This window comes from Streptomyces liliiviolaceus (assembly GCF_018070025.1).
Classification (GTDB): Bacteria; Actinomycetota; Actinomycetes; order Streptomycetales; family Streptomycetaceae; genus Streptomyces; species Streptomyces liliiviolaceus.
The window spans coordinates 5,931,365-5,947,045 of record NZ_JAGPYQ010000001.1; the positions used below are offsets into that span (position 1 = coordinate 5,931,365).

Here is a 15,681-nt window from a genome sequence, read left to right on the forward strand (position 1 = left end):
TCCACCGGTCCGGTTCGCTGATCCGGTTCGCTCCCGCACCGCGCCCCCGACCGGTCCTCGCGCCGGGGTCGCGGGGCGGAGGCGGGGGCGGAGGGGCGGGGCCGGGACCAGGGAAGTGTCGGTGGCGCGTGCCAGGATGGGTCCGTGTCGACCACCGCATTCACCACGCCGCTCGACGGACCCTTCATCGGGCCGTTCATCGGGCGTGCGGACGAGCTCGCCCGGCTGACCCGGGTCCTGGACCGGGCCCGGGCCGGTGAGGCACGCGCCGTGCTGGTCGCCGGGGACGCGGGGGTCGGCAAGACCCGGGTGCTGGCGGAGGCCGCCGGGCAGGCCGCGGCGGCGGGCACGACGGTGGTCACGGGGCACTGTGTGGACCTCGGTGACGTGGGTCTGCCGTATCTGCCGTTCACCGAGATCCTCGGTGTGCTCGCCGGGGACGAGCGGTTCTCCGGCACGCTGGCCGCGCATCCCGTGGTCGACCGGCTGATCGGGCACGGCGGGGACGGGGCGCGGGACGCGGGCGGCCGGCCGCAGCTGTTCGAGGGCATGGCCGCGCTCCTGGCCGAACTGACCCGGGCCGCGCCGCTGTTGCTGGTCCTGGAGGACCTGCACTGGGCGGACCAGTCCTCCCGCGACCTGCTGCGCTTCCTGCTCAGCAGGGGCGTCCTGGGTGGCGCGGGAAGTGCGGGCGGCGCGCCCGGTCGGCGTCTCGCCGTCTTCGCCTCGTACCGCGCGGACGATCTGCACCGCAGACATCCCCTGCGGCCCCTGCTCGCGGAGTTGGTGCGGCTGCCCGCCGTCGAGCGGCTGGAGCTGCGGCCGATGCCCGACGGCGAGGTGGCCCGGCTCGTCCGGTCCCAGCGGACCGCCCCGGTGCCCGATGCCATGATCCGCCGCATCGTCGAGCGCGCCGAGGGAAACGCCTTCTACGCCGAGGAGTTGCTGGCCGCCACCTCGGAGACCGCGCCCGGGGGCGTCTCCGCCGTGCCCAGCGGTCTGGCGGACGTGCTGCTCAGCCGCTTCGAGCAACTGTCCCCGACCGCACAGCAGGTGCTGCGCACGGCGGCGGTCGCCGGGCGCCGCGTCGAGCACGAGCTGCTGCGCGACGCCGTGCAACTGCCGGAGGAGGAGCTGGAGTCGGCGCTGCGCGAGGCCGTGGGACGACAGCTCCTCGTCGCGGGCGGGGCGACCGGCCGGGACTCCGGCTCCGGCTCCGGCTCCGATGGGAGTTCCGGTGCCGGCTCCGGCGGAGGCTCCGGCGGGGACAGTGCCTACTCCTTCCGGCACGCCCTGATCCGTGAGGCGGTGTACGCCGATCTGCTGCCGGGTGAACGGGTGCGGCTGCACCGGGCGTTCGCCCACGTACTGGCCGGGCGGGGCCTGCCCGCCGAGTACGCCGCCGAGCGCGCCCATCACTCGCGGGAGAGCCATGACCTGCCCGACGCGCTGGCGGCCTCGCTGGAGGCCGCCGACCACGCGGCGCGGGTCCGCGCTCCCGCCGAGGAACTACGTCATCTAGAGGCCGCCCTCGACCTGTGGTCGGCGGTGCCCTCCGACGCACGGCCCGACGGCTTCGACACGGTCACACTGACACTGCGCGCCTCGGCGGCGGCGGCCCACGCGGGCGAGACCCACCGGGCGGTCTCCCTCACCCGGGCCGCGCTCGCGCGCGTGGGCTCCGACGAGGACTCCGAACTGGCCGCCCGGGTCCGCTACACGCTCGCGGGCAACCTCATGCGGATCGACAGCCTGACCGCCGCGTTCACGTACAGCAGCGAGGCCCTCGCGATGATCCCCGCGGATCCTCCCTCGCGTACGTGGGTGTGGGCCGCGTCCACCCACGTCATGGCGGCGCGGTACGTGGGCGACGACGCGACCGCCCGCGACGTGGCCCGCCGGGCCCTGGGCATCGCGGAGGAACTGGGCGTACCCGACGCCCGGGCCGACCTGATGATCTCCCTCGTCGGCCTGGAGGGAGCGGGCCGGACCACCTCCGAAGGACGGGCCCGGCTGCGGGAGGCACGGGAGCTGGCCCGGCGCGCGGGGAACACCTCGATCGAGATGCGCGCGCTGTTCAACCTCTCCATCGGCGCGTACGAGTCCGGTGACCTGGACGAATGCCTGACCTGGCTCTCCGACGGGCTGGAGCGCGCGGGCCGTGCGGGACTGCTCGCCTCGCCCTATCCGCTGGAGATGCGCTATCTGCGGTCCCTGGTGCTCTACTCCCTGGGCCAGTGGGACGCGTGTGTCCAGGCCGCGGTGAGCGACGCCGAGCGGCTGCCCGCGGCGGGCGGCTACGCGATCGGCCCGGCGCTGTCGGTGGCGCTGGCGCGCGGTGAGCAGGGGGCGGCCGAGCGGGCCCGGGCGCTCCTCGACGGACCGTTCGACTGGATGGCCACCCTGGTGGCGGCCATCCTGCTGACCGACGCGGCGGTCCTGCGCCACGACCCGGAGGCGGCCGTCGACCAGGTCCGTACGAGCGTGGCGGCCCTGGTGGACGACGCCGGTACGACGCCCGATGTGGTGGTGCGGCTGTCGGCGCTCGCCCTGGCCCCGGTGGCGGACGCGGCCGTGGCCGCCCGTCTGGCCGACGACGAGGAGGGCGTGCGGCGCTGGTCGGAGACCGGGGCGGAGCTGGTGGGGATGGCCCGGGTCACGGCCGCCGAGGGCGAGGACGGATCGCCGCAGGGACCCGAGGGGCGGGCGTGGCTGGCGCGCGCGGAGGCCGAGTGGGCGCGGGCCCGCGCCGAGCCGGACCCGCGGGCCGGGGAGGAGACCGGGGCCGCCCGGGAGAGGGCGGAAGCCTGGGAGAGGGCGGTCGAGGCGTTCGGTTACGGGGACGTCTACGAGCAGGCCCGCTGCCGGGTCCGGCTCGCGGAGGCCCTGGTGGCGGCGGGGCGGCGCGAGGAGGCCGCCGGGCAGGCGCGGGCTGCCCGGGACACGGCCGTCCGGCTGGGCGCCGTGCCGTTGCGTGAGGACGTGGAGCGGCTGATCCGCCGGGCCCGTCTGGCGGAGACCTCCCCGGCGGAGGGCGTTCCCGCGCTGACGGCCAGGGAGAACGACGTCCTGCTGCTCCTCGCGCGGGGCCGCACCAACCGGCAGATAGGCGAGGAGTTGTTCATCAGCGGCAAGACGGCGAGCGTGCACGTCTCCAACATCCTCGCGAAGCTGGGCGCCGCGAGCCGAACGGAGGCGGTGGCGATCGCGTACCGCGAGGGGCTGGTCCGGGCGGAACCGACCGCCTCGGGCTGACCGGCGGGCCGGCCCTCGAAGGGCTGGGCGGGCCGACCGGCGGGTGAACGTGCGGGCCGACCCGCGAGCGGATCGGCGCGTCGTCGCGTGGCGGGCGTGTGCCGCAGCGGCTGCGGGGTCCGGCCGATGGCTGTGTCATGGAGACAGGCGCACGCGGGGCCGAGCCGTCGTTTGTGTCCAGGGCAACCGGTTACCCGAGCGGACGGCCCGCATCCGTACCCGTACAAGCAAAGGTGGCTGTTCATGACGTCCGGCACGCATCTCGCTCTGACGCTCACTCTCACCGGTGGTTCGGCCGCCGACGCGCGGGCTGTCGTCCACACGCTCGAACCCGTCTTCGGACCGCCGGACGTCCTGCCCGGCGACAGCGCCGCCACGGTCCACACGGCGACCTTCGGCAGCGGCGACGCGCCGGACGGCGGGGGCGAGCGGTCGTCCGGCGCGGACAAGCTCTCGACATCCGTCACGGTCACCGTGCAGGGCAGCCCGGAAGCGGTGCGCCGGGCCGACGAGACACTGTCGGCGGCCTTCACCGTCCACGAGGAGGGTGCGGTCTCCGGCGACCAGGAGCAGGAACGGGAACTGCGTATCGAACCGTAAGCCGTCGCCGTCGCCGGGAAGCCCTTCCGCCCCGGTCACCGCGGGCGCCGGCTCACCCGTCGGGCCCAACGGCATCACCCGCTGAGTCGTAGGCTCCGCATCTGTTCGGCCAGGGGAGCGAGACCGACGTCGCGGCGCCGCTCGTCGAGCGTCTCGGGCCGGCGGACCGGATACGGACAGCAGGTCACGGGGTCGATACGGGTGCCGTAGAACTGCGGCTGCCCCAGTTCCACGGCGCAGTGGTCGGCGATGTACGCGTGATGCGGCGCCGGGCAGCGTCCGTCCGCGACGGCCTGGGCGATCAGGTCGCGGCACACGACCTGGAAGGCGAGATCCGGGGCGTGCAGCAGGATCATCAGGGCCGCGGTCGAGGCGGGCGCGCCGACCTGGTCCGCGGTCGGCCAGGCATGGCGCCGGACGATGGCCCTGAGCGCGTCGGCGTTGCCCGCACGGCACTTCGCCAAGCGGTGCCGCGCGGCCGGTGTGGGACTGCGGTGCGCCTCCCCCGTCGCCCGGTGGTCCTCGTCCACCCGGCGGACCAGTTCACGGGCGAGGGCGGTCGCGAGCGCGGGGAGCACGGTCGGGTGGCCCTCCCGCACCTCGTCGTGGGCGAGCCCCGTGCGGTCCTTGTCGGTCGTGTCGGACGCGTGTCCCCTGCGCGTCTCCCCCACTCCGTCGTGGGTCTCTGCCGTCCCGTGGGGCAGGCGGTCCGCCCGTTCGTCGTGAGGTGGACGGCTCGCGGGGACCGTGGCCGCGGTCCTTCCCTGTCCGCCGGGGGCGGGGCCGGTCGGGTCTAAGCCGGACACGTCCGCGCCGGGCGTCATGCCGCCGCCTCCGGCACCGAACGGGGCCGGTACCCGAACTCCCGCGCCCGGAGGGCGCACGGCGCCTTGTCGGCCGCGGCGGGAACTCTGCCCGGGGTCCTCGGTTGTCCGTCACTCACGGTGGCCATCCAGGTCTCGCGTCATGCTGCTGCGGGCTCGACCGGCCCGCCGGGGCGCCAAGTGCGCTACGACCTAGCGCCGTTGTGCGCCGTGGCCGCCGGACTGTGCGGCACGTCACTCGCGCCCTATGATTGCGTACGCGCTCAACTCGTAACAAGCGTTCTGATAATTTCAGAACGATCCGCACGGCCCTGTCTGTGTCAGCCACCGCGTGGCACACTGCTTGGCTGTGACGGGCGTTCCGGGAGGTAGGACGTGAGCGACAACCGCTCCGGCGGCAGCGCGCCGACCGTCCTGCGGATGGTCCTCGGAAGGCGCCTGCGGCACCTGCGGGAACAGGCGGGGATCTCCTTCGAGGACGCCGCCCGGGCCATCGAGGTCACCCCTTTGACGGTCCGTCGGATGGAGAAGGCCGAGGTCGGCCTCCGTATCCCCTACGTCAGGGAGTTGCTGCGCACCTACGGAGTCCCCTCCTCGGAGGTGGACGACTTCCTCACGATGGCCCGGGAGGCCAACCGGCCCGGCTGGTGGTACTCCTACCGTGACGTGCTGCCGGACTGGTTCAGCGCGTACGTGAGCCTGGAGAGCGAAGCCAGCGTCATCCGTCTCTACGAACCGCACTACGTCCCGGGCCTGTTGCAGACGCACGACTACGCGGCCGCGCTGATGCACGTCGGCTTTCCCAACGCCACCAAGGAGGATGTCTCCCGCCGCGTCGATCTGCGTATGCGGCGCCAGGACCTGCTCGCCAAGTCCGACGCCCCGGCGGTCTGGGCCGTCCTGGACGAGACCGTGCTGCGCCGGCCGGTGGGCGGCGCCGAGGTGATGCGGGCCCAGATCGACCGGCTGAGCGAGGCCCTGGACATGCCGAAGGTCCGGATCCAGATACTGCGCTTCTCGGTGGGCGCGCACCCCGGCGCGTTCGGCCCGTTCCACTACTTCCGTTTCGGTTTCTCCGAACTTCCCGATGTCGTCTACACCGAGAGCCTCGTCGGCTCGGTCTACGTGGACCAGCCCGCCGACGTCGTGACGTATCTCGAAGTGCTGGACCGGATGTCCGTGCAGGCGGAGCCGGTCTCCCGGACCAGGACCATCCTGGGTGAACTGCGTGAGGAGTTGTGAGCCATGACGTCCATGAACCCCGTCCAGAGTGGTACGTCCGCCGTCGAACTGGGCACCGAGGGCTGGGAGAAGCCCTGGAGCGGTACCAACGGCGGCAGTTGCGTCGAGGCCAAGCGGCTCCCCGACGGGAGTGTCGCCCTCCGCCAGTCCAAGGACCCGGAGGGGCCCGCGCTGGTCTACACCCGGGACGAGATGATCGCCTTCCTCGAAGGCGCGAAGTCCGGCCGGGCCGACTTCCTCGTCGCCTGACCCGCGCTAAGCCGTACGCTCGGCCGTACGCGACAACAGGGCTCTCCTGAGCCGGAGTTGACGCTACGTTGGGAGGTCCGGCGACGCACGGCAGGAGATCTCCCATGGCAGACGGCCAGCGCATCCCCGACCCGGACGCCCTGTCGAAGATCGACACCTCGGTGCCGCACTCGGCACGCATCTGGAACTACTGGATGGGCGGGAAGGACAACTACGAGGTCGACCGGGTGGCGGGGGACGCCTACCGCCGGATCGCGCCGAACATCGAGACGATGGCCCGCGCCTCCCGCGGCTATCTGATCCGCACGGTCACGTTCGTCGCCGGTGAGCTGGGCATCCGCCAGTTCCTGGACATCGGCACCGGTCTTCCGACGTACGACAACACCCACCAGGTCGCCCAGCGTGTGGCGCCCCGGGCGCGGATCGTCTACGTGGACAACGACCCCCTCGTGCTGCGGCACGCACAGGCGCTGCTCACCAGCACGCCCGAGGGTGTCACCGACTACATCGACTCGGATCTGCGCGAGCCCGAGAGGATCATCGAGGCGGCGGGCAAGATCCTCGACTTCGAGCAGCCCGTCGCGCTGATGCTCATGGGCATCCTGGGGCACGTCCAGGACTACGAGGAGGCCAGGTCGATCGTGCGCCGCCTCCAGGCCGCCCTGCCGTCGGGCAGCTACTTCGTGCACTACGACAGCACCGACACCGACGCCGAGCTGAAGCGGGCCCAGGAGGGCTACGACGACACCGGCGCCGTACCGTACGTGCTGCGCAGTCCCCGGCAGGTCGCCGCGTTCTACGAGGGCCTGGAGCTGCTGGAGCCCGGGATCGTCTCCTGCCCGCTGTGGCGTCCCGAGCCGGGCACCGACCCGCAGCCGACGGACGTGTACGGAGGCGTGGCCCGCAAGCCCTGACCCGGACCTGGCGGTCCCGTACGGGCCGTGCCGCACGGGCCCTGGCGCCCCCCGTCGGCGCCAGGGCCCGTCTGCGGACGGTCGGTGGGGTCGGCCGTCAGGACCGTGCGGCCGGCTGGATGTTCTGGTTCAGCCGGAACAGGTTGCCGGGATCGTGGTCGGCCTTGATCCGGGCCAGGCGCGCGTAGTTGTCGCGGTAGCTGGCGCGGACCCGCTCCTGTCCCTCGTCCATCATCATGTTCACGTAGGCGCCGCCCGCCGAGTACGGGTGCAGGGCCTCGAAGTAGTCGACGGTCCACCGCCTGATGAGGTCGGCGTTGGCCGGGTCGGGGTCCACCCCCGCGTACACCGAGGCCCAGCGTGCGTCCCGGTAGCTCCAAGCGGTGTCCGTCGGGGCGTGGTCGTGGACGGCGCCGTCGATCGGGTACAGGTGGAACGTGGACTTGAGCGTGGGCAGTTCGGCCCCGAACTTGGCGTGCCGATCGATCGCGTCACCCGGGATCTCGTTGACGAAGTCGGCGCGCCAGTACCACTGGTCGCCGGGCGGGTAGAGCCCGTCGAAGGCCGACTGGATCGCGGGGTGCGGCATCGGCGTGGGTCCGTGCAGCATCGGTTCGGGAAGCGCGTCGAGCAGGGGCGCCATCAGACGGGCCGCCGCGTCCGCGTCGTCCCCGGCGTAGCACCACACGACACCGCAGGCCTTGCGTCCCTGGATCTCCTCGGGGAACGGCGGGGCCGGCGGGACGGCGCCGAACAGGAAGAAGCCGCCCAGCTCGCGGGGCGCGTGCGGGATGAAGTCCCGGTAGGCGGTGAGGACTTCGGCGGCCGACTCGACGGGCCAGAAGGTGGGTCCAGCGACGACCGTGCTCACCTCGTGCAGCCGGAACCGGAACGAGGTGACGACGCCGAAGTTGCCTCCTCCGCCACGGATCGCCCAGAACAGGTCGGCGTTGTCGTCGGCGTTCGCGCGCACCTGTGTGCCGTCGGCCAGGACGAGGTCGGCCTCCAGGAGGTTGTCGATGGTCAGCCCGCACCTGCGGCTGAGGTGGCCGAGGCCGCCGCCCAGGGTGAGGCCGCCGACTCCGGTCGTGGAGATGATGCCGCTCGGGGTGGCCAGCCTGTGGGCGTGGGTGGCGCGGTCCACCTCGCCCCAGACGCAGCCCGCGCCGACGCGTGCCGTCCTGGCGCCCGGGTCGATCTCGATGTCCTTGAGCGGCGACAGGTCGACGACCACTCCGTCGTCGCAGGTCCCGAGGCCCGCTCCGTGGTGGCCGCCGCCGCGGACCGCGAGCGGCAGGTCGTGGTCGCGGGCGAAGCCGACGGCCCGGGCCACGTCCCCTGCGCCGGCGCAGTGGGCCACCAGGGCCGGCCGCCGGTCGATCATCGCGTTGTAGACGGCGCGCGCCTCCTGGTAACCGGAGTCGTCCGGACTGGTCAACCGGCCCTCGAACGCGCCGAGTTCCTGGCGGGCCGCCTGCGCGGGCGTGACGGTCATGGCATCCCCCGATCCGGGCCCCGTCGTCCGGGCCTCTCCGATGGGCCTGTTCTAGTCCGGTGTCCCGCGCCCGGACATCCGTGCCCGTCACTCAGCTCGGCCGCGTCGCCTACCTATGTCTGCCGCCGCTTCCCGCGTCCGCCCGGGTCCCGCGCCTTCGTCTCCGCCTTCGCCCCCTTCTCGTGGCCCGGCAGTATTCCCAGGTGCCTGGCGCGGGCGGCGGCCTCGCGCCGCGAGCGGGCACCGAGTTTGTCCAGGACCGCGGCGACGTGGTTGTCGACGGTACGGACCGACACCACGAGCCGCTCGGCCATCTCCGGATTGGTCAGGCCCTGGGCCAGCAGCCGCACGACCTGCAGTTGCCGCTCGGTGAGGCCCGCGGGGTTGTCCCGGGTGGCGGCGAGCGGCCCGCGCGGGATGTGACGGACGCCGAGGTGCCGCAGCTCGGCGCGGACCAGCCGCGCCAGGGGTTCGGCGCCGAGGGCGTCCAGGGCCGTGAGGGCGGTGAGCTTGTCGTCCGGGTCCGGGCTCTCGGCGAGGGCGGCGGCCCGCTCGTACGGGCATCCGGCCGTGTGCCACAGCTGGGCCGCCTCCCGCCAGCGGCCTGCGGTCTGGAGGGCGTACGGGTGGCCGGAGTCGTCCGCCGGTACGGGGTGTCCGGCCCTGGTGAGCCAGTGGCCGAGTTCGGCGCGGTGCGGGACGACGTCCAGCCGTCGTGCCTGTTCGAAGGCCGCTCCGGCCAGTTCGGCCACCAGCGCGTGATCGCCGCGGAGCCAGGCGGCCTCGGCCCGGGCGGCGGCGACCGGTCCGGTGCGCTGCAGTTCACGGGTGCGTACGGCGATCTCCCAGGCCTCGTCGAGCAGTTCGTCCCCGCCCTCGCGGCCCCGCCGGACCCGGACCCGGGCGAGGACGGTCAGCGCGGGGCAGCGGGCGGGGACGAAGTCCTGGGCGCCGATCTCGACGTGCCGCTCCGCCTCGTCCCAGGCACCCGCGGCGAACTTCCGCAGCCCCATGGCCACATGGAGATAGCTGAGGAAGCCGACGTGCTCGGCCCGGTCGGCCAGCTCCATCCCTGGGCCGAGGTAGCGGTCGGCCTCGGTGTATTCGAGGCGTTCCAGCAGCGCCCAGATGAGGTTGGCGTACGAGCGGCAAGCGTGCTCGACCTCGCCCGCGGCCAGCGCGACCCGCAGGCTCTCCTCCAACTGGGCCCGGCCCAGGGGGTCTCCGGCGCGCCAGCGGGCGGTGCCGACGTTGTTCAGGGCGTGCGCGAGGATCGCGTCGTCGCCCGTGCGGCGGGCCAGGAGGATCGCGCGTTCGCCGAAGTCGACGGCCTGCGCGGTGCGTTCGGACAGCATGTGGAGCTGGGAGGTGTTGCTGAGCGCGAGCGCGAGCAGCCGTTCGTCGCCCGCCTCCTCCAGGACGGCGATGGCCTCCCGCGCGGCGCGCTGGGCCTCGTCGGCGTTCCCCGCCCACCAGTGGATACGGGAGAGCCAGCGCAGGTCGGCGCCGAACGCCCGGGTGTCGCCGAGGAAGCGGCGCAGCGCGACCGCGTCCTGTTCGGCGTCCACGGCGGCCGCGGAGTCGGCGACGGTGTAGCTCTCGATGGCGAACCGCTCCAGCAGATCGGCGAGTTCGGCCGCGTCGAACCGGTCACGCCGGCGCAGGACGAGCCGCAGATGGGCCGCGGCCTCCCGGTGCGCGCCCGCGCCGGCGGCGTCCCGGGCGGCATCGGGTCCGTACCGTGCGATCGCCTCCTGGTCGCCGGCCTGGGCCGCGTGGTGGACGACACGGGCGGGGTCGGAGCCCGGTTTCACGACGAGTGCGGCCAGGACCTGACGGTTGAGTTCGATACGCCGTGCGGCGGGCAGCGAGTCGGCGACGGCCCGGCGGATCAACTCGTGCCGGAATCCGACCCGTTCGGGGGTCACGGTCAGCAGTCCGCGCTGTTCGGCGACCGCCAGCTCGGTGAGGCCGTCCGGCAGCAGCGCGTCGACGAGGGGACGTTCGACCGCGGAGGGCATGACGGCGAGCTGTTCCAGGGCGTCCCGGGTGCGGTCGTCCAGGTCGCGCAGCCGGGCGAGGACCGCGTCGACCACCGTCGGGGGTACGGCGCCGGTGCCGCCGGCCGCCACCACCTCGGCCACGAAGAACGGGTTGCCCGAGGTGACCTCGTACACCTCGGCCGGGTCCAGGCCGCTCACCGCGCTGAGCCGGCGCACGGCGCCCGGGGAGAGGCGGGGCAGGGGCAGGCGGTGCACGCGTTCGGCCCGGGACACCTGGCCGAGGAGGTGGTGCAGGGGGTGGCGGCGGTCCAGTTCGTCGTCGCGGTAGGTCAGGACCAGCACGGCCGGCAGGCGTTCCACCCGGTGCACCAGGAACCTCAGTGCGTCGAGGGAGGCCTCGTCGGCCCAGTGCACGTCCTCGACGACGAGGACGGCGGGGTGCGGGGCCGCGGTGAGTTCCGCCCGCAGCGCGTCGTAGACCCGGGGCCGGTCGCCGCCCGCCGTGAGTGCCCGCGCCAGTTCCGCGCCGACACCGCCGACGAGATCGCGGAAGGGGCCGAGCGGCCGGCGCGTGGCGAGGTCGTCGCACTCCCCCACCAGGACGCGCGACGCCGCGGGCAGCACTGACGGCATGGCCTTCACCAGGCTGGACTTGCCGATGCCCGCCTCGCCGTGGACGAGCACCACGCAGCCGGCTCCGTCGGCCGCCTCCCTGGCGGCCGAGGCCAGCCGGTCCAGCTCGTGCTCGCGTTCGAGGATCCCCCCGTCCACGGCGCCATGCTGGCACATGCACGCCTCTTGAAGCCCCACAGCGACACCCATAGGATCGTTCAAGAATGTTTGAAACGTTTCAAACACCTCGCACGTCTCCCTCCCGCTCCTCCTCCCACCCCCGCCCCTCGCCACGCCCTCGCTCCGTCACCCGCACCCGCGCACGTACGCAACCAAGGGACACCACATGACCAAGGGTTGGAACCGCCGCGCCTTCCTCCGGAGTTCGGTGGCCGGAGCAAGCGCCTCCGCCGCTCTCGCCTCCGGCACCACAGCGGCCGCCGCCCCGGCCCCGGACGCCGGCGCGGCACGGCCGGGCAGGCTGCGCGTCGAGCGCACGACCGTCGAGTACGCCGAGACGCTGCTCGGCACGGAGGTGGAACAGCCGCGGCTCACCTGGGAGTTGACGGCCGAGGGGCACGGCGCCCGGCAGAGCGCGTACCACGTGCGCGTCGCGTTGAGCGAGAAGGGCCTGCGTGAGGGGCAGCGCGCGGTCTGGGACTCCGGCCGGGTCGCGTCGGACCGCAGTGTCGGGATCGCCTACGCGGGGCCCGCGCTGAAGCCGCGCACCCGCTACCACTGGCAGGTCAGGGTCTGGGACGGCGAGGGCCGGCCGTCGGCGTGGAGTGCGCCGCGCTGGTGGGAGACAACGTTGTCCAAGGACTCCTGGCAGGGGTTCTGGATCGGTGCGGCTGCCGCGCCCGAGCCGCCGACGTTCGAGGGCGCGTCCTGGATCTGGTCGCCGGGCGCGACCTCCGACGACGCTCCGAACGGGCCGCGCTGGTTCCGTGGCGCGCTCACCGCACCCGCGGGCCCGGAGATCCGGAGAGCCACGCTGCTGGCGACGGCCGACGACGACTTCACCCTGTATCTCGACGGCGTCCAGGTGATGCACCAGGCCGAGCAGACCGACGCCTGGCGGCAGGGCCATCTCCTCGACGTCACCGAGGAGGTGAAGGCGGCGGGTTCCGGACGTCTGGTGGTCGCCGCCCTCGCGACGAACCGCGGCAACGCGTCGGTCAACCCCGGCGGCCTGCTCGTACGGCTCCTCGTGGAGCACGGGACCGGGACGGAGGCGGGCGCGGAGGCGGGGACGGTGGAGCTGGTCACGGGCGAGGGCTGGCGCAGCGCCGAGTCCGAGCATCAGGGCTGGCAGCGCCCGGAGTTCGACGATTCCGCGTGGCCGGGGGCGGCCGTGCTCGCCCCGTACGGGCAGGGCCCCTGGGGCTCCGGTGTGTCGATCGCGGCGCCCGAGCAGCCTGCGCCGCTGCTGCGCCGTGAGTTCACCGTCACGAAGCCCGTCTCCCGGGCCCGCCTCTACATCAGCGGACTCGCCTACTACGACGCCGAGATCAACGGTGAACGCGTCGGCCGCCAGGTCCTCGACCCCGGCTTCACCGACTACGACGAGACCGTCCTGTACGCCGTCCATGACGTGACGGACCACCTGCGCCGGGGCACCAACGCGATCGGGGTGACCCTCGGCCGCGGCTTCTTCGGCATGACGACGCCGAACGTCTGGAACTGGCACCGCCCGCCGTGGCACGACGAGCCGCGCCTGCTGGGCCAGTTGGAGATCGACCACCCCGACGGCTCCCGCACCACGGACGCCGACTGGCGCATCACCGAGGGCCCCACCCGCTCCAACTCCCTCTACGCGGGCGAGAGTTACGACGCCCGCACGGCACCCGGGGCCTGGACCCGCCCAGGCTTCGACGACAGCGGCTGGCAGCGGACGGAACGCCGGAACGCCCCGAAGGGCACGCTGCACGCCCAGCCCCACGACCCGATCCAGATCATCGAGACCGTACGCCCGGTCGCCGTGAAGGAGTTGAGCGAGGGCGTGTACGTGGTCGACATGGGCCGCACGACGGCCGGCTGGACCCGGCTGACCGTGCGCGCCCCCGCCGGGACGACCGTACGCCTCGTCCACGGCGAGAAACTGAAGTCCGACGGCAGCGTGCACGCCGAGACCGGGCACGTCCCCGGCCGGTTCCAGACCGACGAATACGTGTGCGCGGGCGGCGGCGCCGACGAGGTGTGGGAGCCGCGATTCTCGTACAAGGGCTTCCGATACGTACAGGTCAGCGGGCTGCCCGCGAAACCTGAGCCGTCGCAGGTGCTGGGGCGTGTCGTGCACACACCGGTGGAGGCGACGGGTTCCTTCGCCTGCTCCGTGCCGTTCTACCAGCAGCTGGAGCGCGCGATGCGGCGCACGCTCCTCAACAACCTGCACGGCATCCCGACGGACACCCCGATGTACGAGAAGAACGGCTGGACCGGGGACGCGCAGCTGGGCGCGCCCGTCATGGCGTACGCGCTCGGCGTGCACCGCTTCCTGTCGAAGTGGCTCGGCGACCTGAAAGACAGTCAGAACCCGGACGGGCAGCTCCCCGTGATCGTGCCGAGCGGCGGCTGGGGATACGGCGACCTCGGCCCGTCCCCGGAGTGGACGACGGTGTACCCGTTCCTGCTGCGGGAGATGTACCGCGTGTACGGGGACGAGCGGCTGGCCCGCGACCACTGGACGCCGCTCACCCGGTATCTGGACTGGGAGATATCGCGGCTGAAGGACGGGCTGGCCGTGACCGCGCTCGGCGACTATCTGCCGCCGGGGTACGGCGGCAACCCGCCGGAGGACACCCGGCTCACCGCCACGGCCTATCTGCACCGGGCGCTCACCGGCACGGCCGAACTCGCCGACCTGCTCCACGACCCGGCGGTCGCCGCCCGCTATCGCGAGGCCGCGGCCGGACTCAAGGAGGCCTTCAACGCGGCCTTCCTGGGCCCGGACGGCCACTACCGCACGGCCAAGGATCCCGGATACCGGCAGACGAACAACTGCGTACCGCTCGCCTTCGGACTGGTCCCGCCGGGCGCGCGGGCCTCCGTCGTCGACTCGCTCCTCGCCGACATCGAGGAGCGCGGCAACCACCTGAACACCGGCGCGCTCGGCACCAGCGTCCTGCTGCGGCAACTGTCCGCGCAGGGGCATCCCGAGGTGGCCCACGCGATCGCCACCCAGCGCACCTATCCGAGCTGGGGCTACTGGTTCGAGAACGGCGCCGACACCATGTGGGAGATGTGGCCGGTCGACTCACGCTCCCGCGACCACTATTTCCAGGGCACGGTCGTGCAGTGGCTGTACGAGAACGTGGCCGGACTGCGCCCCGGCGACGCCGGATACCGCACCTTCACCGTGCGCCCCGACGGCCGTACGGGAGTTGACTGGGCCCGCACCTCGATCCGCACCGTCCGCGGAGAGGCCTCGGCGGCCTGGTCGATCGTGGACGGCTCGACACGGCTCTCGGTACGCGTCCCGGTGGGGTCCACGGCCGAGGTGCACGTACCGGCGGCGACGCGGTCGGCGGTACGCGCTCCGGGAGGGGCGACGTACGTGCGGGTGGAGCCCGGGTTCGTGGTGTACGAAGTGGCGCACGGGGGCTGGGAGTTCGTGGGGCGGGCCGCCGACTGAGCGGCGGGGCGGCTCAGGAGGCGGTCCGGGCCTCCAGGTCCGAGCGGGTGTCGTTGCCGTACACCCCCGTCTCGTCGCCCCGGATGCCGTACCAGAGCTGGAAGCGGGCCACCGCCGCTGTCAGCGTGGCGTCGTAGACGCCGCTGGGCGTGCCCTCCTTGTAGACGTCGGGGATGCGCAGCAGCCGTTGCTGAAGGTCGCTGACCGCAGGGCCCCTGTCGCCCTCGCGCAGGGTGCCGGGGCCGTCCGGGTCGACGCCTCCCGGCCCCGGGGGTGCGGGCGCCGCGGAGGGAGGTGCGGACGAGGCGGCGGGCGGCGGTGCCTGCGCGGCCTCGTCGGTGTCCCTGTCCCAGGTGAGCAGCAGGGCGGCGCTGAATCCGCCCAGCGCGGCGAGCGTCGCGGCGACACCGAGCACCGTGCTGCGGACGAAGGTGCTGCGACCGTGGGCCGGCCCTTTTCCGGCCGGGCGCCCGCGCGGCGCCGGTTTGCTGTCGCCCTCGACCACGGGCGGCAGTTCCTGCGTGTCGTCCTCCGTGACCCAGGGCTCGCCGACGCCCTCCGCAGCCGGTCCGGCGACGGCGCCGACTTCCGCCGCCGGTACGGCGACGACCTCGTAGTCCTCTTCCGGCTCGCGTTCCCTCTCCTGCTCCTGCACCTGCCGCAGCAGATCCGCCAACGACCCCGGCTGTCGGCGGCGCAGCACATTGGTCGGTTCCAGCGCCGAACGACGCGGCGACTCTTCGGGGTCGAACGGTGTCGACAACCTGCTCTCCCTCCGGGGGTTACTGAAGAGGGATACGGGTCACTCCGCCCGGCGGTTCAACGGCGGGGAGCCGGGCCGGAGCGCGATGCC

The 15,681-nt window shown here is 73.4% G+C and carries 10 protein-coding genes; 6 read left to right on the forward strand and 4 right to left on the reverse strand.

Going from position 1 to position 15,681, the window contains the following annotated elements; translation table 11 throughout:
• The first annotated feature begins 144 nt into the window (after nucleotides 1–144).
• Complete coding sequence (locus J8N05_RS25860) at nucleotides 145–3,255, forward strand: ATP-binding protein (protein WP_247706485.1); 3,111 nt, start codon at nucleotides 145–147, stop codon at nucleotides 3,253–3,255.
• Between the two features lie 243 nt (nucleotides 3,256–3,498).
• Nucleotides 3,499–3,855: a hypothetical protein gene (locus tag J8N05_RS25865; RefSeq protein WP_210886531.1), complete on the forward strand. Its 357-nt coding sequence runs from the start codon at nucleotides 3,499–3,501 to the stop codon at nucleotides 3,853–3,855.
• A gap of 74 nt (nucleotides 3,856–3,929) precedes the next feature.
• On the opposite strand, the gene J8N05_RS25870 is transcribed toward J8N05_RS25865, so the two are convergent.
• Nucleotides 3,930–4,679, reverse strand: coding sequence for a DUF6624 domain-containing protein (locus J8N05_RS25870; protein WP_308286850.1), 750 nt, complete (start codon nucleotides 4,677–4,679; stop codon nucleotides 3,930–3,932).
• A 420-nt stretch (nucleotides 4,680–5,099) separates the two neighbouring features.
• On the opposite strand from J8N05_RS25870, the gene J8N05_RS25875 reads away from it, so the two are divergent.
• From J8N05_RS25875 to J8N05_RS25885, 3 genes are all read left to right on the forward strand, one after another.
• Nucleotides 5,100–5,921 (forward strand): helix-turn-helix domain-containing protein, encoded by an 822-nt coding sequence (locus tag J8N05_RS25875; RefSeq protein ID WP_210890384.1) that lies wholly within the window; start codon nucleotides 5,100–5,102, stop codon nucleotides 5,919–5,921.
• Between the two features lie 3 nt (nucleotides 5,922–5,924).
• A complete protein-coding gene (locus J8N05_RS25880; protein ID WP_210886535.1) occupies nucleotides 5,925–6,170 on the forward strand; it encodes a DUF397 domain-containing protein in 246 nt (81 codons plus the stop codon).
• A gap of 104 nt (nucleotides 6,171–6,274) precedes the next feature.
• On the forward strand, nucleotides 6,275–7,084 hold the full coding sequence (locus tag J8N05_RS25885; protein ID WP_210886538.1) for an SAM-dependent methyltransferase: 810 nt from the start codon (nucleotides 6,275–6,277) through the stop codon (nucleotides 7,082–7,084).
• A gap of 97 nt (nucleotides 7,085–7,181) precedes the next feature.
• Here the strand turns inward: J8N05_RS25885 and J8N05_RS25890 are convergent, their stop codons facing one another.
• Both J8N05_RS25890 and J8N05_RS25895 read right to left on the reverse strand, forming a co-directional pair.
• The gene (locus J8N05_RS25890) at nucleotides 7,182–8,579 is read right to left on the reverse strand and encodes an FAD-binding oxidoreductase (RefSeq protein ID WP_210886540.1); all 1,398 of its coding nucleotides are present in this window, start codon (nucleotides 8,577–8,579) and stop codon (nucleotides 7,182–7,184) included.
• Nucleotides 8,580–8,692: 113 nt separating this feature from the next.
• Complete coding sequence (locus tag J8N05_RS25895; protein WP_210886542.1) at nucleotides 8,693–11,353, reverse strand: ATP-binding protein; 2,661 nt, start codon at nucleotides 11,351–11,353, stop codon at nucleotides 8,693–8,695.
• Between the two features lie 187 nt (nucleotides 11,354–11,540).
• Here J8N05_RS25895 and J8N05_RS25900 point away from each other — a divergent pair, with 187 nt between their 5' ends.
• Nucleotides 11,541–14,828: a glycoside hydrolase family 78 protein gene (locus tag J8N05_RS25900; protein WP_210886543.1), complete on the forward strand. Its 3,288-nt coding sequence runs from the start codon at nucleotides 11,541–11,543 to the stop codon at nucleotides 14,826–14,828.
• Nucleotides 14,829–14,841: 13 nt separating this feature from the next.
• On the opposite strand, the gene J8N05_RS25905 is transcribed toward J8N05_RS25900, so the two are convergent.
• A complete protein-coding gene (locus tag J8N05_RS25905) occupies nucleotides 14,842–15,591 on the reverse strand; it encodes a peptidoglycan-binding domain-containing protein (RefSeq protein WP_210886544.1) in 750 nt (249 codons plus the stop codon).
• Nucleotides 15,592–15,681: the final 90 nt, after the last annotated feature.

Coding starts and splice junctions, on each gene's coding strand:
- J8N05_RS25865 (WP_210886531.1), top strand. CDS start 3,499: ATGACGTCCGGCACGCATCTCGCTCTGACGCTCACTCTCACCGGTGGT.
- J8N05_RS25870 (WP_308286850.1), bottom strand. CDS start 4,679: ATGACGCCCGGCGCGGACGTGTCCGGCTTAGACCCGACCGGCCCCGCC.
- J8N05_RS25875 (WP_210890384.1), top strand. CDS start 5,100: ATGGTCCTCGGAAGGCGCCTGCGGCACCTGCGGGAACAGGCGGGGATC.
- J8N05_RS25880 (WP_210886535.1), top strand. CDS start 5,925: ATGACGTCCATGAACCCCGTCCAGAGTGGTACGTCCGCCGTCGAACTG.
- J8N05_RS25885 (WP_210886538.1), top strand. CDS start 6,275: ATGGCAGACGGCCAGCGCATCCCCGACCCGGACGCCCTGTCGAAGATC.
- J8N05_RS25890 (WP_210886540.1), bottom strand. CDS start 8,579: ATGACCGTCACGCCCGCGCAGGCGGCCCGCCAGGAACTCGGCGCGTTC.
- J8N05_RS25900 (WP_210886543.1), top strand. CDS start 11,541: ATGACCAAGGGTTGGAACCGCCGCGCCTTCCTCCGGAGTTCGGTGGCC.